At 48.6% G+C, this 23,909-nt stretch carries 22 protein-coding genes, 1 tRNA gene and 1 other RNA gene; 20 read left to right on the top strand and 4 right to left on the bottom strand.

What is annotated here, in order from left to right:
* Positions 1 to 11: 11 nt before the first annotated feature.
* From WHS43_01295 to metG, 3 genes are read left to right on the top strand one after another with little or no spacing between them, the layout of a single operon-like run.
* Positions 12 to 3,080, top strand: a complete 3,069-nt coding sequence (locus WHS43_01295) for a hypothetical protein (GenBank protein ID MEJ5338274.1) — start codon at positions 12 to 14, stop codon at positions 3,078 to 3,080.
* Entirely contained in the window at positions 3,040 to 5,355 is a 2,316-nt protein-coding gene (locus WHS43_01290; GenBank protein MEJ5338273.1) for a hypothetical protein, read from the top strand. Before WHS43_01295 ends, WHS43_01290 begins: the two co-directional genes overlap by 41 nt.
* A gap of 2 nt (positions 5,356 to 5,357) precedes the next feature.
* On the top strand, positions 5,358 to 5,684 hold the full coding sequence (gene metG, locus WHS43_01285) for a methionine--tRNA ligase subunit beta (protein MEJ5338272.1): 327 nt from the start codon (positions 5,358 to 5,360) through the stop codon (positions 5,682 to 5,684).
* Positions 5,685 to 5,688: 4 nt separating this feature from the next.
* Here the strand turns inward: metG and ssrA are convergent.
* Positions 5,689 to 6,033, bottom strand: a transfer-messenger RNA (tmRNA) gene (ssrA, locus tag WHS43_01280).
* A gap of 30 nt (positions 6,034 to 6,063) precedes the next feature.
* On the opposite strand from ssrA, the gene WHS43_01275 reads away from it, so the two are divergent.
* Together WHS43_01275 and WHS43_01270 are read left to right on the top strand one after the other, a co-directional pair.
* On the top strand, positions 6,064 to 7,197 hold the full coding sequence (locus WHS43_01275; GenBank protein MEJ5338271.1) for an NAD-binding protein: 1,134 nt from the start codon (positions 6,064 to 6,066) through the stop codon (positions 7,195 to 7,197).
* Positions 7,194 to 7,532 carry a DUF6394 family protein gene (locus WHS43_01270; protein ID MEJ5338270.1) on the top strand — a complete coding sequence of 113 codons (339 nt, stop codon included), beginning with the start codon at positions 7,194 to 7,196 and terminating at the stop codon, positions 7,530 to 7,532. The genes WHS43_01275 and WHS43_01270 overlap by 4 nt, the downstream gene beginning before the upstream one ends.
* Here WHS43_01270 and WHS43_01265 read toward each other — a convergent pair.
* Complete coding sequence (locus tag WHS43_01265) at positions 7,518 to 9,977, bottom strand: CBS domain-containing protein (protein MEJ5338269.1); 2,460 nt, start codon at positions 9,975 to 9,977, stop codon at positions 7,518 to 7,520. The two genes, WHS43_01270 and WHS43_01265, sit on opposite strands and share 15 nt — an antisense overlap.
* Positions 9,978 to 9,994: 17 nt before the next feature.
* Between WHS43_01265 and WHS43_01260 the strand changes: the two genes are divergently transcribed.
* The 4 genes from WHS43_01260 (at position 9,995) to WHS43_01245 (ending at position 10,890) form a co-directional block, all read left to right on the top strand.
* The gene (locus tag WHS43_01260; protein ID MEJ5338268.1) at positions 9,995 to 10,267 is read left to right on the top strand and encodes a hypothetical protein; all 273 of its coding nucleotides are present in this window, start codon (positions 9,995 to 9,997) and stop codon (positions 10,265 to 10,267) included.
* Complete coding sequence (locus WHS43_01255) at positions 10,245 to 10,622, top strand: hypothetical protein (protein MEJ5338267.1); 378 nt, start codon at positions 10,245 to 10,247, stop codon at positions 10,620 to 10,622. Before WHS43_01260 ends, WHS43_01255 begins: the two co-directional genes overlap by 23 nt.
* A gap of 33 nt (positions 10,623 to 10,655) precedes the next feature.
* A complete protein-coding gene (locus WHS43_01250) occupies positions 10,656 to 10,799 on the top strand; it encodes a hypothetical protein (GenBank protein ID MEJ5338266.1) in 144 nt (47 codons plus the stop codon).
* A gap of 15 nt (positions 10,800 to 10,814) precedes the next feature.
* Positions 10,815 to 10,890, top strand: a tRNA-Ala gene (locus WHS43_01245).
* 6 nt (positions 10,891 to 10,896) lie between these two features.
* On the opposite strand, the gene WHS43_01240 is transcribed toward WHS43_01245, so the two are convergent.
* Entirely contained in the window at positions 10,897 to 12,195 is a 1,299-nt protein-coding gene (locus WHS43_01240) for a succinate--CoA ligase subunit beta (GenBank protein ID MEJ5338265.1), read from the bottom strand.
* 69 nt (positions 12,196 to 12,264) lie between these two features.
* On the opposite strand from WHS43_01240, the gene WHS43_01235 reads away from it, so the two are divergent.
* The gene (locus WHS43_01235) at positions 12,265 to 14,481 is read left to right on the top strand and encodes a PBP1A family penicillin-binding protein (protein ID MEJ5338264.1); all 2,217 of its coding nucleotides are present in this window, start codon (positions 12,265 to 12,267) and stop codon (positions 14,479 to 14,481) included.
* Positions 14,481 to 15,056, top strand: a complete 576-nt coding sequence (locus WHS43_01230; GenBank protein ID MEJ5338263.1) for a 3'-5' exonuclease — start codon at positions 14,481 to 14,483, stop codon at positions 15,054 to 15,056. Before WHS43_01235 ends, WHS43_01230 begins: the two co-directional genes overlap by 1 nt.
* Here WHS43_01230 and WHS43_01225 read toward each other — a convergent pair.
* Entirely contained in the window at positions 15,045 to 16,115 is a 1,071-nt protein-coding gene (locus tag WHS43_01225) for a DnaJ C-terminal domain-containing protein (GenBank protein ID MEJ5338262.1), read from the bottom strand. The two genes, WHS43_01230 and WHS43_01225, sit on opposite strands and share 12 nt — an antisense overlap.
* A gap of 72 nt (positions 16,116 to 16,187) precedes the next feature.
* Between WHS43_01225 and WHS43_01220 the strand changes: the two genes are divergently transcribed.
* From WHS43_01220 to WHS43_01180, 9 genes are all read left to right on the top strand, one after another.
* Positions 16,188 to 17,024: a metal ABC transporter substrate-binding protein gene (locus WHS43_01220; protein MEJ5338261.1), complete on the top strand. Its 837-nt coding sequence runs from the start codon at positions 16,188 to 16,190 to the stop codon at positions 17,022 to 17,024.
* A complete protein-coding gene (locus tag WHS43_01215) occupies positions 17,009 to 17,683 on the top strand; it encodes a metal ABC transporter ATP-binding protein (GenBank protein ID MEJ5338260.1) in 675 nt (224 codons plus the stop codon). The genes WHS43_01220 and WHS43_01215 overlap by 16 nt, the downstream gene beginning before the upstream one ends.
* A gap of 66 nt (positions 17,684 to 17,749) precedes the next feature.
* Positions 17,750 to 18,394 carry a hypothetical protein gene (locus WHS43_01210; protein ID MEJ5338259.1) on the top strand — a complete coding sequence of 215 codons (645 nt, stop codon included), beginning with the start codon at positions 17,750 to 17,752 and terminating at the stop codon, positions 18,392 to 18,394.
* Between the two features lie 44 nt (positions 18,395 to 18,438).
* The gene (locus WHS43_01205; GenBank protein ID MEJ5338258.1) at positions 18,439 to 18,858 is read left to right on the top strand and encodes a hypothetical protein; all 420 of its coding nucleotides are present in this window, start codon (positions 18,439 to 18,441) and stop codon (positions 18,856 to 18,858) included.
* Entirely contained in the window at positions 18,858 to 19,328 is a 471-nt protein-coding gene (locus WHS43_01200) for a YqhA family protein (GenBank protein MEJ5338257.1), read from the top strand. Before WHS43_01205 ends, WHS43_01200 begins: the two co-directional genes overlap by 1 nt.
* Positions 19,328 to 20,836 (top strand): sigma 54-interacting transcriptional regulator, encoded by a 1,509-nt coding sequence (locus WHS43_01195; GenBank protein MEJ5338256.1) that lies wholly within the window; start codon positions 19,328 to 19,330, stop codon positions 20,834 to 20,836. Before WHS43_01200 ends, WHS43_01195 begins: the two co-directional genes overlap by 1 nt.
* An 8-nt stretch (positions 20,837 to 20,844) precedes the next feature.
* Positions 20,845 to 21,537, top strand: a complete 693-nt coding sequence (locus WHS43_01190) for a 2Fe-2S iron-sulfur cluster-binding protein (protein ID MEJ5338255.1) — start codon at positions 20,845 to 20,847, stop codon at positions 21,535 to 21,537.
* 11 nt (positions 21,538 to 21,548) lie between these two features.
* On the top strand, positions 21,549 to 22,553 hold the full coding sequence (locus tag WHS43_01185) for an aldo/keto reductase (GenBank protein ID MEJ5338254.1): 1,005 nt from the start codon (positions 21,549 to 21,551) through the stop codon (positions 22,551 to 22,553).
* Positions 22,554 to 22,709: 156 nt separating this feature from the next.
* Positions 22,710 to 23,900 (top strand): chromosomal replication initiator protein DnaA, encoded by a 1,191-nt coding sequence (locus WHS43_01180; protein MEJ5338253.1) that lies wholly within the window; start codon positions 22,710 to 22,712, stop codon positions 23,898 to 23,900.
* Positions 23,901 to 23,909 lie beyond the last annotated feature (9 nt).

The raw sequence follows: 23,909 nt of genomic DNA, 5'->3' as shown, positions 1-23,909 counted from the left end.
GATTTAAGGAGATGAGGGAGTTTTTAAGCGGTTTAGGTTTTGTTTTTGAGGGAGCTTTCAAGCTGGGGCTTCTACAGAAGATAGCCCCAGAGCGGGCTGAGGGGTTCAGGAAGAGCCTCTTTGAGAAACTCAGAGAATCCCTCAGGGAGGAGCTGGTTTCTGAGCTTGAAAAGCCCCTTCAGGAGTGGGAGAGGCTGGGAACATACATAGACGAGCACGTGGCAGAGGAAAAATACGCAAAGCTTGCGTATCTGCATGGATACTATGCCGGCAGGCTCTACGGCATGGATAAGGAGGGAGCCCTGCTGGAGAAGTATCACATGGGGGAGGAATCGGGAGATATAGTCTGGCAGAATGCAGACCTGCTCTTTATAAAAGAAAAAACCTTCTATGTAGTGGACTTCAAGCTGGCAGGTTTTGTATTCTGGATAAAGAGGGTCTTTGAAACAGGCAGGTCAAAGGATGAAAATCAGTTGCCACGCATACCGGTTATAAACTACGGAGTGCCCGTAAACCTGTCGGTAGGCGAGCTGAACTTTGTGGAGTTTTTGAGGGCCTTTACCGAGCAGAGGAGGGCTCTTGAGGAGCTAAGATGTGTGTTTGTGGAAGTAAAGGGCTTTGCCCAGCTTCTGTGTTATGCGACCGATTACCTGATAGAGAAAAAGCCACAGAACCTCAGGGAGGTGGTGCTTGAGCTCATATATCCGGCCTCTGAGCCTCTCAGAGTGAGGTTTTATGTAGAAAAGGAGACTGCATATGAACTTGAGCCTTTCAGAGACAGTGTAAGAGAAATATACAGAAGCCTCAAGGATAAAGAATGCCCGTATGACATGCTGGATGACAGCTTTGAGAAGGTGGTCGGAAAGAGGGAAAGGGTTCTGAAGAAGCTGAGGCTTCAAATAGAGGAGCTGGAGCGAGAAGTTGAGGCAAGACAGAGGTGGGTAAGGTCAATAAAGCCAGACTCCATAAACCTCTGCAGGCAGGATGTAGGGCAGAAGCTCCCGGAGTTTATCAGGAGGGAGGAGCCCTGCAAAGCCATATGCCTGCTTCACTCTGCTGGCAGTGGAAAGACCTCCACCATAAGAGACTATCTCCTCAGGGCGGAGGGCAAGCACCTTGTCATATACATGGCAAGCAGGCTCAGACTCATAGACAAGGAAATGGAAAAGGTAAAAGCCTCTGGCAGAGAGGATATTGGAATCATAAGGGAGAGGAGAAAGCCCAGCGGACAAAAACTCCTCAGACACTCAGGCGACAGCTTTGAAGACACGCAATCAAGCGAGGGCATAATAAAAAGGACGGTGGAGAAGATAGCAGAATACAGACAAAAAGGTCTTTACAACCAGATATGGGCCTTTGTTACCCAGCAGGCAAACACGGACACGGATACGGGGGAAACCATCAGGCATCTTATTGACCCCAAGATCCTCAACCCCGTCTTTCTGAAAAGATGGCACATACACGTGATACTTGATGAGTTCTTTGGCTACAGAAACGGCCTGTATGCCATAAGTGGGATGCTTGAGTTCTTGCAGAAGGTAAATAGGGCGGGCGGAAGGGCAAACCTTTACCTTTTTGATGCCAACGGTTACTCCCCGCACCTTTTGAAAAGACTGCTGGAGGAGTTCAGAGAGCACGAGGTCATTCCAGATTCCATTGTGCTATCTCCTTTTGAGGAAAGCCTCTATCTGGATATAAACGGCATTCCTCTGGAGATACACGCAAAGCATGGCTATCCGGCAGGGGAGCTCATACTGCACAGGAGGTTCTTCCTCTGGGTAGAGAAGGAGGAGGAGCTTATAAAGCAGGTGGTGAAATACCTGAAGGCAACCCTTGACAGAAACAGCACGGGCTTTCTGTTTTTGCAGGACAAAGGACAGATAGTGGAGCTGTCGCACCACCTTGAAAAGGAGGGGCTCACCACCCTCATCGCCACAGCCAGCTCAAAAAAGAGCCCAAGGGACATAAATGAGGGCTCTCAGGACGTTATACTGGGCACTTCCTCCGTTTCAAGAGGATTGGACTTTAGCAGACCCCACAAGCCCGTAAACCACATATACATACTGGTGACAGACTGGGGCATAGAGCAGAACCTTGTGGAGATACTTCAGGCAATATCAAGGGCAAGGGGTGATGAGGAAACAGAAAAAAGACCCAAGCACCTGCACCTACTGTATGTTATACCCAAGGAAAAGGATTATGTAATTGACCACATAGAGTCACTTGTGGACTTCAGGGACAGAGAGCTCATCCAGCTAATTTACAGAAGAGAGCAGATAAACCAGCGGCTCATCCTTGACCAGGTGGTGGGCAAGATAGTGGAGCAGTTTGTAAAGGCACCGGAGGGAGAGGTGCTTATACCCGTGCCAGCCCAGCACAGAAGCCACTACAGGGCAAACAGGGTTTCCGAGCTGGAAAGCATAAAAACCTTCCTTGAGGATGTATACCTGATGGAGAACAAAAGGAACCCAGAGGGAGCGTGGAAAATTCTTAACTTTATGCACCTTCTGTCCTCTGCGGTTTACTTTTCCACCAACGATGTGCCAGAAGACCCAGAAAGTGGCAGATACCGATACTACCATCCTTACCTGCTTGTGGAGGGGCAGGTCAGCGTAAAGTTTGACAACGAAAAGAGAAGAGCTCTTCTGGCTATGCTAAAAGAAATTGAGGGCATTCTCAGGGGGCATGACGAGGAGAAGTCAGAAAGGGTCAGAGACTTTGTGGAGAACACAGACAGTCTCAGAAAATACGCCACCACTTTTCTTCTGCCAGTTTACGCCCTAGTCTTTGTAAGACACGTGCTGAAAAGGGGAGTGGAAAGCGCTCTGAGCTTCAGGGTAGGCAAAAGGGTTGGGAGGGGTGGTGCCCTTGTGCTGGGGGGTGGGCTTGACCTGAAGACCCGATGTCTTGTGAGCGACAGCTCACCAGATGAATACGCAGTCATACCCCTCGGAGAGGACTACCCCTACGTGGAGGTCCTCACTGGGAGGTTTGCAAGGTTTCCGGTGGAATTTTTGCATAAACTTCTGGAGGGGAAAGATGCAGGAGTTTATAGCCAGAGGGTGGGAAGAGAGGTTTGACCGCTTTGCAAAGGCAGAGCCCGTTGGGGGTGAGAGCTTTATCTGTGCAGGGCTTTTTTACAACCGCCACGAGCCCTATCTTCAAAACCTTGCAAACCTCATGCACGGACTGATAAACAGAAAGGTTAACTATGATGGCTTCAACTCCGCCCTTGAAAAGGCGGACTACAGAGTGCCCGGCAGAGCCATCTACAGCAGGTCGGTGGTAAACCGCTGGAGAAAGCCCTTCAGGCTCGTAAAGTATGGGAAAGACAGAAAGAGCTTTTACAGGCACAGCGAGGGCAGGAGGTTTCTGGTGGAAGACCTCAGGGTTGGCAATCCTTCAGACCTTGATAGAAAGAGTGGGGTGGTCTTTATGAGGATAAGGGGTTATGAGGATGTGGAGCTCAGCAGAGAAGTAGAATGGCAGATGAGAAAAGACCTTTTGCAGGTGTGGCTGGAGCTCAGCGGTTCAGATATTGTAAGGCAATACCTTCAGGAGGTGATGGATACCATAGGCCAGATAGAAGGGTTCTACCTACAACCCTGGGACGTGTATTCTTTTAGAAGGCTCTTTTTCTACCTTCTGCCCCTCTACTTTGACCACCTTGGAAATTCCAAGATAGTATCAAGGGCGAGCCTTTTTGAAAGAAGAGAGGAAACCCGCCTTGGGCTTTGGCAGGAAATAGAAGAGAAACTCAAGGATGAAAAGCTCTACGAAGACCTCTCTGAATACATGCAGGATCTGGGCAAAAGCCTTGAGGATACTAAGAGCTTGCTGGAGAGGGCACTCAGTCCCGATACCCTCAAAGCCCTTCAGCAGGACTGGAAACTCTTTCTCAAGAAGGCACTGATGGGTGAGAGCAGTAAGCTGTCTGCACAGGTGCTCATAAAGGAAGATACCCCATCAAAGGTATGGGTGAGTTTTGGTGAGTATCTCGTCCCGAATAAGAATATAGAACTGTATCTTTTCCACGAGGCGGAGATAAGTCAGGAGGACATAGACCTTCTGGAAAGGGAGCTGAAGACCTTCAGTTTTGCTCAGGGGGTGAGTGTGAGTATAGTGGGCAAGTATTCCCTTGAGAGGCTCTTTGGCGGTCAAGACTTTATTTCCCTGATAAAGGGCACAGCCCAGAAGGGCAGACCCCTGAGACATATAGAATCAACAAAACTGCTCTACTCTCTTCTCCACTTCTGTGCAAGGCTTATCAGCCTTCAGAGACAGATAGAGAAAGACCACGAGAGCTTCAGGGGAGTGCTGATACTGCTGAACACAGAGCTGGAAGAGGGAGAGATGTATGAATTCTGGAACGCAGTCAGCTTTTTATACGACTACTTCGGGCTCCCGGTTCAGACCGTAACAAGAAGGACCCTGAACAAACTGCGCAATAATAACCAGAAAGAAACAGCCAAGAAAAACCTGCTCATAAGCCTGTATAAGGATGCTAAAGTGCTGAAGTTTGACTTTGACGGCTTTAGCCTTCCGGAGAGAGTAACCATATACGCAGTGCTGGAAAAGCCTTCTTCTGCCTTTTTCTACGCACAGGGAGAGAAGGAATCTGGTATCAGGCACGGTCTCTATGAAGTTTACAGGGTGCGGGTGGAGGGCAAATCGGCCACGGTGGAGGTAGAAAACAAGTTTCTCCTTATGGGAGGTGGATACAACGAGGATGCTCAGGAGCTGGAGAGGTTTGTCAGAGAAGGGCTTGAGGAAAAAGAGGTGAGGTTTTGCTTTATAAGCTCTCTGAAGGACTCCTATCTGAAAGGGCTATACGACAGGCTTGCCAGCCACGCAGACTATCAGGGAAAACTGCTCAGCCTGAGATACAAGGAGCTCAAAACCGCCTATCTGTCAAAGAAGGAAGAGGAGGGATGTCTTGTAATATACACACAGCAATTCAGAAAACTGATAGAGGGGCTCGGAATTCACATGGAAGAGGACGCAGCTGTAATAGGCATAAAGCCTTCAAGACCTCAGAGAGAAGAGGACTTTTACCACCCTGCCTTCCAGCTCTTCTTTACAGAAAAGATAGGCTGGGACAGGGAAGAAGTATACTCGGAGCGTAAAAACCTCTTCCTCTTCACTCTGATAGCCCTTTCCATGTTTGAAAGTGAGGCAGCCCATGTGGCCTACGCAAAGCTGAACCTCTGGTCAAAGGAGAGAAACACATACCTGAGAATAGACAGAGAAGACCATCTACACAGCCGAAGGATATACACCTTTGCTCTGAGCCCATTGCTGTATGAAATGCTTGAGTTTATAAAACACCTGCCCGGAGATGATAAAATTGTATAGGCATGGAACTTGTGAGTATAGAGGACTTTCTTAAACTGGACATAAGGCTTGCAAGGGTGCTTTCCGCAGAAAAGGTAGAAGGCTCAGAAAAGCTCTTGAGACTTCGGGTTTCCCTCGGAGATGAAGAGAGAACACTTATGGCGGGCATAGCAAAGCATTACAGCCCGGAGGAGCTTGTAGGCAAGAAAATCCTCATGCTGGCCAATCTCAAACCCCGTAAGATTTTTGGTGTGGAGTCTCAAGGAATGGTGCTTGCTCTGTCCGACGGTGAAAGGCTATCTCTTATAGTTCCCGACAGGGATGTGAGAGAAGGGGCAAAGGCAAGTTAGTTTTTGGTGGAGGCGGCGGGAATCGAACCCGCGTCCGAGAACCTTCAGAAACCAGAGCCTCTACAGGCTTATCCAGTGTTTTGCCTCTGACCCATGGGCGTCCACTGGCAGACTCCCATTGGGCGAGCAGGGTCTTGATTTCAGCCCGGGGTAAGCCCTGCACCATCCCGAGCCTACGCCCCTGTCTCTGAGCCCTTCCCATTGCCCAGGGGTCAAGCTATGGGAGGGCCACTGCCTCAGTTAGGCAGCGAGTGCAAGTTCCCTTTCGGGAAGTGTTTGGTTTGGCTGTTGAGGTTGCCACCCTGCCTGCAACCCTGTCCTACAGTTCCCGTCGAACCCATTCGCCCCCTAAGGGAACTCTAATAAAATATAACTGCATATGCCAAAGCTGTCAAGGAAAATATTGCACATAAAGAGAAAGCTCAGAGCAAAGAAGAAGAGAGAGAAGTTGCTTATAGATATCTATCAGAGCAGACTGATTGAGTCCCTCAGGGAGCTCAGAATACCACTCCTGCTGCTTCACTTTTCCCTGAGTGTGGGAACCTTAGGCTACATGATACTTTCAGGTGGAAACTTTATAGACTCCATATACATGACAGTTATAACCATAGGAACAATAGGCTTTGGTGAAATAGCCAAAGGCACTGACACACCCCTTGGCAGGATTTTTACAACCTTCCTCGCCCTTATGGGTATAGGTGTTTTTACCACGTCGGTGACGGTAATCATAAGGCTTTTCCTTGTGGGTGATGTGCTCAACCTAATAAAATACATAAGGATGCTTGCAGACATTGAAAAGCTCAGAGAGCATGCCATCATATGTGGATACAATAAGACCTCTGCGTGGCTTGTGGAGGCACTGCGCAAGAGAAAGGTTGAATTTGTAGTCATAGACGCGAGGGAAGAAGCTCTAAAGTATATGCAGCTTCATAACATTAAGTATTTCATAACAGAGGAACCCTTTAAAAAGACTGCCCTCAATTCTGCAGGAATAGAAAGGGCAAGGTATCTGATAGCCAACATGGAGGACGAAGCCAAGAACATAGCGGTTATTGCCACAGCAAGACTTCTCGTGCCAGACAGAGAGAGGCTCCTTATATACTCCACAGCACCCACAGATGGCACTGCACAAAAACTGGAGGAGCTCGGCGCCAATAAGGTAATAGTTCCTGACAAGCTTATAGCAAACAGGATATTCTCCTACATGCTCCATGAGGCGGGAGGATACGTTTCCGACCTCTTTGACAGGATTGCCTACGGTGAGGAGGCAGAGCTTGAGATAGTGGAGCTTGCAGTTCAGGAGAACAGTCCTCTTGTAGGTAAAAAGCTGAAGGAAATAGACCTCAGGAGGGTCTATGGCGTCACAGTCATAGGTATAAGGAGGTCTGACGGAAGCCTTGACCTTACAGTTTCTGGGGATACTCAGATAGAGGGAGGTGATACTCTGCTCCTGCTGGGTAAGCCTTCCAACATACGCAAGGCTATGGGATTCTACAGGGAGGTGCTGAGATGAGGCTGAAGAAAATCATGACAGACCTTTTCCTTCTCATGGCTCTCACCACAAACCTGAGCTTTATATTTAACCCAAACCCCTACGAGCTTGTGATAACCGTTATCGCAAACCTGACGGCTACAATACTGAAGCTTGGTGAGGGTAAGATTCTTGCTACTGAGATGACCGCTGCGAGCCTTGTGGCAGACCTTCACCTTGTGCCTGCAGCCTTCATATTCTTTCTGGGAGATGTTCAGGAGGCTGTCAGTCTTGCCATTGGTGCCCTTGCGGCGAATGTCATATCCATACTGCTTTCCATAATAGAAGCCATATTCAGCTATTTAGCGGAGGAGTAAGCTGTCCATTAGACGGAGCTTTTCCTCTTCTATTGCTTGCCCCAGCTTTCTGCCCTCAAGTCCACTGAACTTTTCAGGCTCAACCTTTATCCATCTGAGCTTTTCCAGATAGAGCTTCACCCTCTCTTTTTGATAAAGCATCAGAATAAGGAGAAAGGCGAGGGGCTTGCCTTTGAGTATAAGGTATATCTCCGAATTCCTGGTGGATTTCTGCAGTGCATTTATCATATGGTGAAGACTCTCTCTTACAAGTTTGTAGCTTTCTCTTACCCAGGAGGGCGCACTTATCTCTTTGAGTAGCCTTTCCGCCGTATCTACCTTTAAGTCTTTTATGAGCAGAAGGAAATACACCCACCCGTAGTCTATTTTTTCCTGAGGGAACTCTATCTTGTGCCAGCTAAGGAGCTCTTTCAGCCTTTCAAGATTCGTTTCCATGTCCTGTCTGAATTCGAAGCCCTCTATGACCTGTTCGAGCACCCTGTGCTTCCTGTATAGCCTCAGGATTTCCAGAAGCCTTTCCTCTCTAAGAGCAAGTCTGAGTTCGTTAAGCAATCTCCCCCTCGGAGCCCTCTTGAGGAGCTCCATACTCACTGCGCTTTTCAAGAGCTTTTCCGTGCCCTTTGATAGTTTGAAATCAAACCTTCCGGCAAACCTCAGGGCTCTGAGAATTCTTACCGGGTCCTCCACAAAGCTCATGGGATGCAGAACCCTTATTATTTTGTCCTTGAGGTCCCTGAGACCTCCAAAGTAGTCTATGAGCGTGCCAAAATCCTCTGGATTTATGGACAGTGCCATGGCATTTATAGTAAAGTCTCTTCTGAGAAGGTCTTCTCTGAGAGTGGCCCACTCTACCAGTGGATAAGAGCCGGGATGGGGGTAGGTTTCCCTCCTCGTGGTGGCAAACTCTAACTTGTAGCCCTCCACCTTCATATGAGCTGTTCCGAACTCGGGAAAGGCATGGCAGTCCACGCCCCATTCCTCTGCCAGCCTTTCTGCGAGCTTTACCGCATCCCCTTCAACCACAAAGTCCATGTCCCATATGTTTCTCTTCATGAGAAGGTCTCTCACAACGCCTCCCACGAGATAAACCCTGTAGCCCAGCTCACTTGCCCTCTCTCCTATCCTCTCCAGAAGGGGTCTCAACCCTTCCGGAACATGAAGCCTTCTTTCGTAGGCCTTTACCGCTTCCATATGCCTTCTGTAAGCGTGGAGGAGGTCAAGCCTCGTTACCACTCCCACAACCCTACCTTCAGAAACCACAGGTATAAGCTTTTCTCCATATCTGGAAAGGAGCTCTTCTGCCTCCCACACAAAGTTTTCCGGGGTCAGGGTATGAAACTCCTCCAGCATGAAATCCTTTACCCTGCCTCCCACGCCATGTTTCTGTGCCTTCAGAAGGTTCTTTTTGTATACCACACCTACCAGCCTGCCCTCGTCGTTTAGCACAGGAGCACCCGCAAAATTCCTCTGCGTGAGCTCAAGAAGCGCAAGACCTGCTTCCATATCTTCATGAAGAAGAAAAGGTGGGTAGCTCATAATTTGCTCCACCCTGAGAGGAACCCTTTCGCCCTTGAGCAGGGCTTCCAGTATACTTTTTAGCCTTTCTCCAGAAAGCCCTTCAAACTTTGCTGCGCTGGCAAACTCATGTCCTCCACCCCCAAGCTTGGTGAACACTTCAGAGACATCAAACTCATCCTTAAGAGCTCGTCCAAAGAGGTAAGTTTTCCCCCCAGCTTCCACTATCACAAAAAAAGCGGAGGATTCCCTTATGTCCCTGAGTTCATACAGAAGACTCAATACATCCGGTCTGTATTCTTCCATTCTCAGCACCACGAGGCTAACCCTTTTGCCCTTCAGAAATAGGCTTTCAAGGCTGACTAAGTGCTCTGAAAGGAGGTCTATGTGCTCCTTACTTATACCACCACTCAGAAACTTTCTGAGCAGGCTCAGATTCAGCCCTTTCCTCAGCAGCCATTCCACAGCCCTTGCATCCCTGTGCGTGGTCCCCTCATAGGTAAGCATTCCCGTATCCTCGTAAATGCCCAGGGCAAGTATGGTGGCGGACTCAGGGTCTATATCCACCCCCTTCTGAATTATTTCCTCCACTAGGAGGGTTGTGCAGCTCCCCACCATGTCCACTTTCCCCTCAAAGCCCTGTGGTGCAGATGGGTGGTGGTCGTATATGCGTATTTCCCCAACTCTTTCACCGAACCTCTGCAGATAGTCCTCATAGCTGTGGCTGTCCACAAGAACAAGGTCAAATTTTTCAGGAACCTCTTCCAGAATTCTGAACCTAGCTTTGAAGTAGCTGAGCACCTCACTGGCCCTTTTGGAAAGGTAGGCAGGTCTGAAAAGGTAGGCATCCTCATACAGAAGCATAACCCCGTAAGCGGAGGATAGGGCGTCAAGGTCTGCACCCTCCTGGAGGAATATGAGCTTCAGCATAGGGTTAAAATTATATTGTGGAAAGGCTTTTGCTGTTTACGGTTGCAGGACTTGTCCTGGGGTCAGTTTTTGTGGAGTTTACCTACAGGCTTGCCGGTAAGGGTCATTTGCTTCTCTACACCTTAAGCCTTCCCATCAAGCTGTTGCTTTTTGCCCTTATTCTCTATATCTGTTATGCCTTCGGCAGTTCCACATCCCTTATTTTCTGTATCTCTGGCTTCCTGCCAGGGTTCTTAGTTAGTATACTTCTGAGGGGGTTTGTGAAAAATGGAAGACCTAAGGGTGCTTGAACCTCTCTTTAAGAATACCCTCTTTCAGTTCTTTCTGTGGATGGCCCTTCTGCAGCTTCTTGCTCAGGTTTTTCTTGACAGACGCATAGCCTTCTGGGTATCTTCTATAAGCACAACTGTCTTATGGCTCAGGGCATATGACCCGATAACGCCCATAAAGGCGTGGCTCCTTATACTACTGATATTCTGTCTTTACATGCTTCCTAAGATATTCCTTCACTTCAACCTTTTCCTCTACCTGAAGGGGAAGAAAAGGTGTCCAGATTGCTACAGCGAGGTTCACTGGAGGGCAAAAAAATGTCCCTTTTGTGGGCACATGTTCAGAGGCGTGGAAAGACCGGGTGAGGAGGAATAAATTAAAATCAAATCTGTGCAAAGGGGGTAAGGTATGGCAATGGTGGACCTTTACAGGACCTTAAAGAGGGAAGCCTTCAGGGTTTTTATGGAGGAAAAGGAAAAGAGAAAAAGGGCCATAAGACTCAGACTTGAGGTCCAGAAAAAAGTCTTTGACAATAAAGGCAAAGTGCACTAAAATATTTCAACGGTAGGGGCGGTAGCTCAGTTGGGAGAGCGCCTGCTTGGCGTGTAGGAGGTCGGGGGTTCAAGTCCCCTCCGCTCCACCAGACTTTTCAAATTCCCATATCCTGAGCCTGTTCTTCAGTGAGGTGCCTGTCTTCCTTTGACTCTCTACCTATTGACTCACACCTGTCAAGAAGCTCTTTTAGCCTTATGGGGGCTTCTGTAAGGGGTAGGGATGAGTCGTATATCTCACCCTTAACTCCACATTCCTTAAGAGCCTCGTAAAGCATCCTCAGACCCTTCTCGGCCTCAGGTCCGTTTCTGCGGACCACCCATATCCAGTTGGGGTTGAGCTTACCTTCTCTGTGCAGGTCTCTTATAGCGTTTGCCACGCCTTCACCAAGTGTTACATCAATCCTTGTGTTGTTGGCGGTTCCACCGCACACGAGAACCCCCCTTATGCCGGGCTTGGACAGGATTATCCTGGTTATCTTATACATCTTCTCCGCGGGTGGGTTTCCTCCTATGTCGGTAAAGTTGGCAGGTTTCATGCCCATGGCGTAGGTGGTCTCTATGGTCACCGTTGAGCCTCCACCTCCAAAGGTCATCATGGCAATATCACCGTCCACCTCCACATAGGAACCTGCCTTACCTCTGTGGTCGTCCCTGTCTATGAGAGAAGCCTCTATTTCCCTCTCTGTGGGAGGTCTCTTCATGGCAGTCCTTACTCCGTATATCTTTGCCGGTGGCACACTGGCATCGTCATCAATGGTAACCACCGCATCCAGAGCCAGCACCTTCTGCTTCCCACCAACCTCGCATATGGCGAGGGGGTTTATCTCTAAAAGCCTTGCCTCAGATTCCCAGAAGGCTCTCCACATGTTGGCTATGACTTCAGAAAGCTCCCTGAGAACGCCCATGTATTCGCTGGGAAAGCCCAGCTCAAGGAGGTAGTTTCTTGCCATGTGGGGATAAAGACCCTTTATGGGGTCAATCACCCAGCTCTTTACCTTTTCTGGCGGAACTTCCTCGATGTCCATGCCTCCCTCAAGGCTCAGGGTAAGGACCGGAGCCCTCACTTCCGTGGAGTAGGTTATGGAGGCGTACAGCTCCTTGAGGATGTTTGCCTTCTCGCTTACCAGAAGCCCCACGGGCATCTCACCGTAGACGGGGTAGTTTAGCAGAGCGTTAAAGGTTTCTATGGCTTCATCGGGGTTCTTGCAGAGCTTTACAGCCCCGGCTTTTCCCCTCTTTCCAACCAGCACCTGAGACTTTATTACACATTCACCAAGCTGGTTTATAAAGTTTACAATGTCGTCGCTCAGATGGTCGCCGAACATATACCTTGGTGTTGGCACCCCGTATTTTTTGAACACCTTTTCATAGGCTTCGTATTCGTAAAGGTTCATGGACTACCTCCTTTCACTAATTTACTGTGGAGCTAAAATTATACCATTCTGGGCTTATAATATATTAGAGTGCGTAAAATTCCTTTTATTCTCCTGAGTGTTCTTGGTGCTTTTCTCTTACTCTCTCTGGCTGTGGTTCTCATTCTGTCTGCGAACCTGCCTCCTGTGGAAGCTCTAAGGAGCTGGAAGCCACCCCTGGCCACTGTGGTTTACGATGCTAAGGACAGACCCTTCGGCGATGTGGCAGTTCAGAGGAGATACTATGTTAGCCTGGAGGATATACCGCCTCACGTGAGGCAGGCCTTCATAGCTGCAGAGGACAAAAACTTTTACAGACATCCGGGGATTGACCCCTTGGCTATTGTCAGGGCAACCCTTGCCAACATAAGGCATATGGAAATTCGTCAGGGCGCATCCACCATAACCCAGCAGGTGGCAAGAAACCTTTTCCTGACCCCAGATAGAAGCCTGAAGAGAAAGATAAGAGAGGCGCTTCTTGCTCTGCAAATCGAGAGGCACTTTACCAAGGACCAGATATTGGAGATGTATCTCAATTACATATATCTGGGTCAGGGTGCCTACGGCGTAGAGGCGGCATCAAGGATATATTTTGGGAAGTCGGTAAAGGACCTTACCACCGATGAAGCTGCCATACTTGCAGGTCTTCCGAAGGCGCCAACTCGCTACAACCCCTTCAGAAATCCAGAAAGGGTAAAAGAAAGAAGGGACTATGTTCTGAGTCGTATGTATGAGGATGGATACATAACTGAGGAGGAATATAGGAGACTGCTTGAAAAGCCCATAAAGGTCAGGCTGGAAAACAGATACTATGGAATGGATTACTTCCTTGATTTCGTAAAGGACTATCTTGCAGATAAATACGGAGAGGTTATTCTGGCCGGGGGCTACAGGGTATACACCACCGTGGACAGGGACCTTCAGGAACATGCAAGGGAAGTTTTAAAGCGTGGTATTGTCAGGGTGGCAAGGGCAAACGGCATGCCTTTCCTTCCAGAGGACCCCTACGAGACTTCAAAGAAGTATGAAGAACAGAAGGTGGAACTAAAGCCAGGAAGGGTATACATTGGCAAAGTTCTTTCTCTAAACGGGGAAAGACTCAAAGTTCAGCTTGGGGAGGAGCAGTTTGAGCTGGAGAGGAAAAACCTCCCTGTTGAAAAGGGAGACTTTGTGCTGGTGAGGCTTTATCAGGACAAGAAGAGCAGGGAAATAAGGGCTGAGCTTCTTCCAGACCTTCAGGGGGCTCTTGTAAGCCTTGATGTAAAAACTGGAGCCATAAGGGCCATGGTTGGAGGATACTCTTACCTCAGAAGCCCCTTCAACAGGGCAGCATACGCAAAGCGTCAACCAGGTTCTGCCATAAAACCCATAATCTACCTTGCAGCCCTCATGAAGGGCTACACGCAGGCCAGCCTGATAGATGCAACCCCGAGAAGCTTTTACGACCCATCCACGGGTAAGGAATGGACGCCAGACAACTACGAGGGCGCAGAGTATGGGCAGGTTAGCCTGAGAACTGCTCTGGCAAAGAGTATTAACACGGCTACCGTAAACCTCCTTGCTGACATAGGTTTTGACATGCCAATAGAAGTGGGAAGACTTCTGGGTATTGAACTAAAGCCTTATTACTCCATGGCTCTTGGCAGTATAGAGGTAACGCCGCTTCAGCTTACCTCTGCCTTTCAGACCTTTGCAAACCTTGGTACAAGATGCGAGCCCTTTTTTATAAGAAAAATAGTGGCACCCGATGGCTCCGTCCTTGAAGAAAACTCCCCTAAGTGCGAGCAGGTGCTCCCCCCTCAGGAGACGAGGGTTCTTGTAGATATGCTCAGAGCTGTGGTGCTTGAGGGAACAGGGGCCACCGCAAGCTCTCTCCAGAGAGTGGTGGCCGGCAAAACTGGAACCACCAACGATTACATGGATGCATGGTTTGTGGGCTTTTCTCCAGATATAGTGGCGGGTGTATGGGTAGGTTTTGACATAAAGAGGAGCATGGGTAAGGGTATGGCTGGTGCAAGGGTGGCACTTCCCATATGGATAGACTATATGTCCCTTGCGGCATACATGTATCCATACTCAGACTTTCCAGTGCCAGAGGGTGTGGTGGTGGTGAACTGTCCAAAGCCCATGCTTTTTGTGGCGGGAACAGAGGGAGCATGTGGCGGTGAAAATCAGCCAGAACCCCAGGAAAAGAGCAATGAGCTTGAGGGCATAGTGGACCCAAAATATCTCAGGGAGGAGGCCCCAAAGGTCAAGGAGATTCGCTGATGAAGGAAATTCTCCTTGAAAGCACCTTTGTCAGCATAGATGTGGAGGCAACAGGCGTTGACCCATCAAAGTCTGAGGTTATTGAGATTGCCTGTGTGAGAGTTGAAGGAGGGGTAATAACGGAGAGGTTTTCAAGCCTTGTGAACCCGGGATATCCTCTGCCCCAGAGGATAACGGACCTTACTGGTATCACAAATGCCATGCTTGTGGGAAAGCCGAGGATGGAGGAGGTCATGCCAAAATTTCTCAGATTTGTGGGTGACAGTGTTATAGTGGCTCACAGGGTGGAAAAGGACATAGCCTTTATTGATAAATACTACAGACAGCTTCACGGCAAGAGGTTCAGACACCCTCACATATGCACCCTGAACCTTGCCAAGAACATACTTCCAGACATAAGAAAATATTCTCTCAGAGACCTTGCAGACTATTTTGGAATAGAATACAGGCGAGTCCACAGAGCCATGGATGATGCCCAGACAACAGCCCTAGTCTTTCTTGAGCTTCTCAAGCTCCTGTGGCACAGGCTTGGCATAGGAGATTATCTTGGAGTAAAGAAGCTCTCAAAGGGGTAGGAGGTTTTTGAGCCTGTCCACAAGCCCGACCTTTACATCAACACCCTCATCCCTGAGCTCCCTTGCGAGCCTTTCAAGAAGGCTTCTGAGGTTTGAACCTATGTCCTTTGGCACCTCTATTCTGAAGGTTATCACCAGGTTGCCAGCCCCCCCAGCTGCAGGAAAGCCATGCCCCAGTAAGGTCTTGGTTGAACCGCATTCTGTTCCGGGCTGGACGAAAACTTCAATATCTCTGCCATCAAGCCATTTTACCTTTATTGTTCCCCCAAGAACTGCCATGGGAAAGGATATGAACTTTTCCATGTAGAGGTCTTTACCCACCTTTTTAAAGACCTCATGAGGTTTTATGCCTATTCTGAGATAGAGGTCTCCGCTTTCCCCACCCCTCTCGCCCGTGTGACCAAAGCCAGAAACTTTCAAAACTTCCCCCTCGTCAGTCCCGGGTGGTATGTTTACCTTTACCCTGCTCCTTTTTGCAACCCTGCCCCTTCCACCACAGGTTGGGCAGAGGTTCTTTATTATGTAGCCTCTGCCCTTGCAAACGGAGCAGGGTCTTGGGAAGTTAAATATACCGCTCACCCTCTTCCCAGTCCCTTCGCAGGCATGGCATACCACCTTTTCCATCTCTCCCCTGTAGCCCTTACCTTCACAGTCAGGACAGTCTACCCAGCGGTCGTATTCCAGCTCCCTCTCGCACCCGAGGGCTGCCTCTTCAAGGCTAAGGTCTAATTTTAGCCTTATGTCCTGTCCCCTCCTCGGCTTTGGAGCCCTTCTCATGCCCTGCCATATACTTTCGAGAAAATCCTGCACGTATTCCATAAAATACCTGTATCTTTTCTCATCCCCGCTCTGAAGGATTCGGTCGTATTCCTGCCTTTTCTGGTCGTCGGAAAGTATATGGTAGGCTTCGTTAATCTCTCTGAATCGTTCACTTGCTTGAGGGTCGTGATTTACATCGGGGTGCCACTCTCTGGCAAGCCTTCTATAGGCTTTTTTTATCTCTTCTTTGCTTGCCCCTCTCGCAACGCCGAGGGTCTGGTAGTAGTCCTTTATGGGCATTTATCTTCCTCTTGACCTAATAAAATATATCTCTATCTTTGCAGTTTAGAAAGCTGTTAAAATTAAAATACTATGGTTGTCTTACTGCTCCTGGTGTTTTTTATAAGCCTTTCATACGCAAGGGAATACTTGCTGGCATCCTCCTATCCCATATATTACCCCCTCAAGTATTTAGCGATGGACAGGTTTGAAGTGGATGTGCTTATAAAGACACAGGCTGACCCACACCACTACGAGCTAAAGCCCGACGACATGAGAAGGCTTCAGAAGGCAGAGGCTTTCCTATATCTTGGAGTGGAAAGGTGGGAGCAGAGGCTGGCAGAAAGGGTGCAGAAGGGAAGAGCTTATCCTCTGGAAAAGGGTATTGAATTTATAAAAGCCGGTAAAAGCCCCGACCCCCACATATGGGTCTCACCACGCTCTTACATACCTCTTGTAAGAAATATCCATGGAGTTCTTTCCCGCATAGACCCTGCCGGCTCTGAACAATACAGAAAAAGAGTTGATGAGCTTATTAACAGACTCAGTGCCCTTGATGAAGAATACAGAAGGACACTTTCCACCTGCAAAAGTAAAACTCTGGTGACCACTCATCTCTCTACCGCTTACCTTGGCAGGGATTACGGGCTTGAGGTGGTTGGTCTCAGGGGTGTCCATGCAGAGGAAGAGCCAAAGCCCTCTGAGGTGAGGAGGCTCATAGAAAGGATAAAACAGGCTCAGGTCAGGGTAATATTCGCAGAGCTTGGGCAGGATGAGAGGCTCGCAAGAAGGATAGCGAAGGAGGTGGGTGCAGGGGTCATGCCCATAAACACCTCCCTATTTCCCGAGGAAAAGGGGGATGACTACTTTTCCATAATGAAGAGAAATCTCAGAAGGCTTTCCGAGGGTCTGGATTGTCAGACAAGGTAATAGAGGTCAGGAATCTACGCTTTCGCTACAGGGAAGAGGAGCCTCTTATAGAAGACCTGAGTTTTTATGTGGAGAGGGGTGAGTTCTTTGGCATCCTTGGACCCAACGGAGCTGGGAAAAGCACCCTTCTGAGGATAATACTGGGCTTTATCAGACCCCATGCTGGGGAGGTAAGACTTTTCGGTGATAGGCTGGAGAGCTTCACTCACTGGAAAAGAATCGGCTATGTGCCCCAGAGGTTCTCTGTGGAGAAGTCCTTTACTGGAAACGTGGGGGAGCTTCTCAGGGCAGTGGCACCCAAGGAAAGGGTTGGTTGGGTTATAGCCTTTCTTCACCTTGAAAACCTGCTAAAGAGACCCTTTGTAAAGCTCTCCGGTGGAGAACAGCAGAAGGTTCTCCTTGCCCTTGCTCTTACCACAAACCCGGACCTCATAATACTTGACGAGCCAATGACCGGCCTTGATATACATGCCCAGGAACACATAGAACATGTTCTGAAGGAAATCGCAAGGGACAGAACTGTTGTTGTGGTATCTCACGATGTGGGCTTTGTGCTTAGAAACGCAGGCAGGATACTCTGCCTTGGCATGCCCTACTGCAGGGTGGTAAAGCCTCAGGAATTTGAAAACATACTGAGAGACCTATACAGACTTCACTGAGCCTTAACAGTTTCTTAACAGATTAAGAATATCATTAAATAACAAAACTCTTAAGGAGGTGCGCACATGAGGAAATTTGCCCTCTTACTGCTTGCCTCTGGTATGTTTGGCATGGCTGGTGCTCAACAGTTAACTCTGGGAGACCACTACACTCTCAGGTCATACACAGGCCAGGCTTTTGGCAGAGTTATGGCAAACAGCCTCAAGTTCAACAGCATCCATGTTCTTACTAACAACACCTCCATATGCTCCTCTCTTGTGGGTGCCCTTGGTTCTGGATACCTTGACCCTGAGGGCAAGAGGAAGATGAACACTACCGTGCTAAACGCACCGGAGGATGCCCAGAACCTGAACCCTACCACTGAAGCGGTTGCCCTGATTTTTGGCGGTCAGGCATCCCCAGAGGTCAACTACAGCCTTACAAAGGCATCTCTCAGGAGGCTGGCAGATACCAACTACAACGGAGCGGTCTTCTTCCATCTGAGGATATGGGCACCGAAGTTTGTGGAGCGTGCCGCTCAAGAGGACCCGGCTATAGCAAGATACCTTGCAAACAAGGAAAACCTCTACTCTGTGACCGCAGACCTGCAGAATAAGGTGGTAAGACTCTGGCAGGTTTCTGTAAAGGAGGGCAAGCAGACAACGGTCAGGGAGCTTGGCACGGTGCCACTTAACCCCAACTGGGAAGACCTTCTTCGCAGGTCTCTTTAAAACCCTGCGGGCGCAAGCCCCCCCATACCTTATAATAGAGATAAATGTTTGGAGCCATCATCATTCTATCTTTTGTTTTCTTCTCCTGCCAGCCGTTACCAAAGGACGTGCCCCTTGAAAAATACAGAAAGCAGTTTATTGAAGGACAGGTTCTTATTGAAGATAGCCTGAAGAATAAGGCCCCTCAGGGAGAGAGGTTTCTTATCATCTCCGTCAGAGACCTCCAGAACCCCATGCCACTTGCGGTGCTGAGGGTTAAAAACCCCCACTTTCCATACCACTTTAAAATAACAGGAAAGCACAAACTGAGCCACGACAGGCTTATGGAGGGTGATGTTATAGTAACTGCAAGGCTGAGCAAGTCAGAGACTGCAGAGCCTAAAAAGGGAGACCTTGTGGGCTCAACCACCGCAAAGGTGGGAACGAAGGGAGTAAGAATAGTAATAAACTCAGAGGTGGAGTGATGGAGCGACTTGTAAGGGCCTTTGTGGAGAAGGGAAAGGCTATAGCAGTTCTACCAGCCCTTAGTCTTTTCATAAGTGCGGTGTTTCTTGGATTTTACGGAGTTTACCTCTCCCTTGAGACCCTCTACAAGGTCTTTACAGACCCGGAGTATCTTGATACCGCAATACTCTCCACCAAGTTCATAGCGGTCATGGACATACACCTGCTTTCTGTCATACTTTACATCTTTGCGGTGGGTCTATATGAGCTTTTTGTGGGAAAGCTCAACGTGCCCGACTGGCTCAAGATTGAGAGCATAGACCAGCTAAAGGCCAAGCTGGCAAGCGTTATTATACTCATACTGGCTATCACCTTCACCAAGAACGTGGTCAAGTGGAAAGAGCCTCTTGAGACGCTCCTGTTTGGTGTAGCCATTGCCATAGTGGTTGGGGTGCTTATCTTTTACTACAAGGTGAAAGAAGAGCATTGATGGAAAAGAGCCTTAACCTCAGGGAGCTTACCATAGTCAATGAGGTTGCCAAAATATTGAGCAGGGGCCTTGAGTTTACAAAGAGCCTTGAGGAAGTGCTCAAGGTCCTCTACTCCTTCTGGGATGTGCGTCATAGTTATGTGGCTCTTTACAGGCAGGACATGAAAGCCCTCAAGATAGTCAAAGCCTTTGGGCTCACGGAGGAGGAAGCAGAAAGGGGTATTTTCAGGAAAGGTGAGGGCATTGTGGGAAAGGTTTACAAGGACGGCGTGCCTGTGTTCCTTTCCGATACAAAGATAAACGCCTATCTTAACAAGACGGGTCTGAGAGAAAGGCTTGAGCCTGGTGAGGGCTTTGTGGCAGTTCCCATAAGGGTAGGCGGTGAGATAATAGGCGTTCTTGCAGCTTTCAAAAACTTTGAGGAGGAGAGCGTAGAAAGGGGAGTGGAACTGCTTATGATAATGGGCACCATGATTGGCATGCTCTACAAGCTTGATGAGAGAATAAGTCAGGAGAGAGAGGAGTGGGAAGAAGAAAAGAGGCTTCTCACAAAGGCTCTCAGCGAGAGATACAGCGTAGAAGGCATAGTGGGCAAAAGCCCCATAATAAGAAACCTGCTTGACCTTGTGGAGAGAGTTGCCCGCACCGATGTGAACGTGCTTATAACAGGAGAGAGCGGGACGGGCAAAAGCCTTGTGGCAAAGGCAATACACTTTATGAGCAAACGGAAGGAAAAGCCCTTCATCACCATTAACTGCAGCGCCATACCGGAAACCCTGCTTGAGGCAGAGCTCTTTGGATATGAGAAGGGCTCCTTTACAGGAGCCTACACATCAAAGAAGGGAAAGTTTGAGCTTGCAAGCGGTGGGACTGTGTTTCTTGACGAGATAGGAGACATGCCCCTTGCCCTTCAGCCCAAGATACTGAGAGTAATTCAGGATAAGGAGATAGAAAGGCTTGGCAGTGAAAAGACCATAAAGGTGGATGTGCGCATCATATCTGCTACCAACAAAAACCTTCCTGAGCTGGTCTCTCAGGGACACTTTAGAGAAGACCTTTACTACAGGCTAAATGTTCTTCCCGTGCACATACCACCCCTGAGGGAGAGAAAGGAGGACATACCCATACTGGTGGACCACTTTCTGGAAATATTCAACCAGAGGTATGGTAAAAAAGTCCGCCTTGACCCCAGAGTTATTGAGGTTTTCATGGAGTATCCATGGTATGGAAATGTGAGGGAACTGGAAAATGCCATTGAGCGTCTTGTTATACTCAGGGATGGACTCATAAGGGATGTGGACCTTCCACCCTACTTCTTTGCAAGGCTCTACGATAATGGTCCGAGAAACATGCCCCAGGTCATACAGAGCACGGAAAGGGAAGAGATAATAAAGGCTCTTGAAAAGGCTGGATATGTGAAATCAAGAGCTGCCAGGCTACTGGGCTACACACTGCGTCAACTTGACTACAGGATAAGAAAGTATCAGATTGAGATAAAGAGGTATTAGAGGTGAAGGTGAAAATAAGGAGATATCCTCAAGGTGCTGAGGAGTTTGAGATAGACCCCTCTCAGGACATGACCCTTCTTGAGCTTCTTTTCACGATAAAGGAAAGTGAGGATCCGAGCCTTACCTTCAGGAGCATGTGCAGAGCAGGCATATGTGGAACATGTGCGGTAAAGCTCAACGGAAAACCAGCCCTCGCCTGTTCCACCTGGATATCGGGAAAGGAAGAGGAGCTCCTCATTGAGCCCCTTGACTACTTTCCTGTAATAAGAGACCTGGTGGTGGACCACGAAGGAATGCACTCAAAGCTCAGGAGTTTTAAGACATGGCTGTATCCGCAACAGGAGAACATGATACTGCAGGAGGGAACCAACCTCAAAACCTCAAAGAGCTGGGAGTGTATACTCTGCGGTATCTGCGATAGCGTATGTCCGGTGCTTACCAGCACGGAGCTCTTTGGCGGTCCTTCCGCCCTTACAAGAGTTTACAAGCACCTTCATGACCCGAGGAATGTGAACAGGCAAGCAACGAACATAGGCATATACAACCTGAGACCTGACCTATGCACTCACTGCATGAACTGCTCTTACGCCTGTCCCAAAAGGCTCATGCCGGAGGGGCTGATAAGGGAAGAGGAAAATCTGCTTGTGGAGCTCGGGCTTCTTCAGAGGCAGACGGGCGGCTTTGACTTTCTGAGTTTTTAGAGGAGGCAATCATGAAAACCTTTTTAAATTTACGGCTTTCTGAGCTTGGTGTTGGCACATACCTTGGAGAGCTTGACCAGAAAACTTCTCAGGGATACAGGGAGGTGATAAAGAGAGCCCTGCAGGCTGGCATAAACGTGGTGGATACCGCCATAGTCTACAGGTATATGAAGAGCGAGAGGGATATAGGTGAGGTTCTAAAAGAGGTTCCCAGAGAGCAGGTCATCCTCTCCACAAAGGGTGGATACATTCCCTACGATGCGGACTCGGGCGTAGACCCAAGGGATTACTTTTACGAAAACTTTGTAAACTCAGGCATCGTAAAGCTGGAGGAGATGACGCCCCAGGGGCACTATCTTTCTGCTGGCTTTATTGAATGGTGCCTTGACAAAAGCCTGCAGAACATGGGAACTCAATATGTGGATATATACTTCCTTCACAACCCGGAAGAGCAGCTGAACTTCTTTGAAAAAAGCCTGTTCAACAAGAAGATAAAAGAGTGCTTTGAATACCTTGAGTCTGAGGTGAGGAGAGGAAGGGTGAAATATTACGGCCTTGCCACCTGGGGAGGCTTCAGAGTATCTTCTTCAAGCAGGCAGTATCTGAACCTTGCAGAACTCCTGAGCCTTGCTCAGGAAATAGGGGGAGAGGACCATCACTTCCGGTTCATTCAGCTTCCCTACAACCTTGGCATGCCCGAAGCCTATACGCTAAAAAATCAGGAAGTTGCGGGTGAGAGGCTTTCAACTCTTGAAGCCTGTGAGAGGCTGGGCATATACACCTACACCAGCGCCAGCATATATCAGGGAAGGGTTGTAGGAAGAGTGCCACAGGAGCTGAAAGAAAAGCTAAGAGTAGACAGAGATGTGCATGCAAGCCTGCAGTTTGTGTTGAGCACACCGGGTGTGGGAACAGCACTTGTGGGAATGAGCAGGCTAGAACATCTGGAGGAAAACCTTCAGATTCTTCGCATACCAAGACTTGGTCCCACAGAGTTTTCAGGTTTATTTAAATAGCTTCAGACTATCCCAGATTTAGGCTCATCCATTCCAGAGGTTTACCACATAAGCTTTTCCTCGCTTGAGGATGCTGTGTTTCAGGCATTATGATTTTAACCATCAGTTGAGGGGCAACAAAAAAAGCCTTACGGGTATAAGCGGCAACTATGAGCCATGAGGGATTTTTTGCTGTTTGTAGAAAACAGAGACAGGTTTGCGGTGGGGCTCTTCAGGCAGTTCAGAATTGAGGAAACCCCAAGCAGGGTGCTCATAATCACTCCCACCCTAGAATACAAAAAGTGGGTGCTTGAATACATAAGGGCAAGGCTTTCCGACTATGGAAAGGAGATACTGGTAAGGTCTCAGGAAGAGGAGAAAAAGGCAGAGACAACCCTTGGTGACGGACTCTCGCCAAGGTATAGCTTTGATAACTTTGTGGTGGGAAGGTCAAACCAGCTTGCCCACAGAGTCTGCCTTGAAGTATCTGCTAGCCCGGGCATTTACAGTCCTCTTTTCATATATGGGGGTGTGGGCCTCGGGAAAACCCACCTTCTGCATGCTGTTGGCAATAGAGCAAAGTCCTCCCACTTTAGGGTTGTTTACAGGCAGGCAACCGAGTTTTCCGATGAGATGATAAAAAGCCTGAAGGAGGGAAAGATAGAAGCTTTTAGAAAAGCCTATTCGGGTGTGGACCTTCTTCTGTTGGATGATGTGCAGTTTCTTTCTGGAAAGGAGAGAACTCAGGTGGAGCTCTTTAGGGTTTTTGAGATTCTTCAGATGGCGGAAAAGCAGATAGTGCTGGTGAGCGACAGGCACCCCAAGGACATAAGGGATGTTTCTGAAAGGCTTCTCAGCAGGTTTGCCAGTGGTCTGATTCTTGAGATAGGTCTTGACGATGAAACAAAGCTCTCTATTGTCAGACACAAGCTACTGCTGTATGGGCTACCCACCGACAGGAAGCATGTGGACTACGTTATGGAAAACACCGGCTACAGTGTCAGGGAAATAGAAGGTTTTATAAAAACCCTTAAACTAACCGGTATAAGGGAAAAACCATCGGGACAGACCAGGAGCAGGGAGGAAGAACTCATAAGACATGTGGCAAAGTATTTCAACCTGAAGCCAGAAGACCTGAGGAGGGAAACAAAGGAAAGGAAGGTTATAAAGGCGAGACAAACCGCTATGTATTTCTGCAAGACTCTCCTTCACATGTCTTATTCAGAGATAGCAAGGCTCTTTGGAAAGCCAGACCACACATCCGCCCTCTATTCAATAAGGAAATTGGAGGAGAAAAAACAGCAGGACAGAAAGTTCGCCTACATGCTTGAAATGTTGGAAAAAAGCCTCAGAAAATCTCTGGGATAAATTTTAAAT

It is taken from the genome of Aquificaceae bacterium, assembly GCA_037481935.1.
Taxonomy (GTDB): domain Bacteria; phylum Aquificota; class Aquificia; order Aquificales; family Aquificaceae; genus Pampinifervens.
The sequence above is the reverse complement of the archived record's forward strand: the minus strand, read 5'-3'. Positions and strand labels throughout refer to the sequence as shown.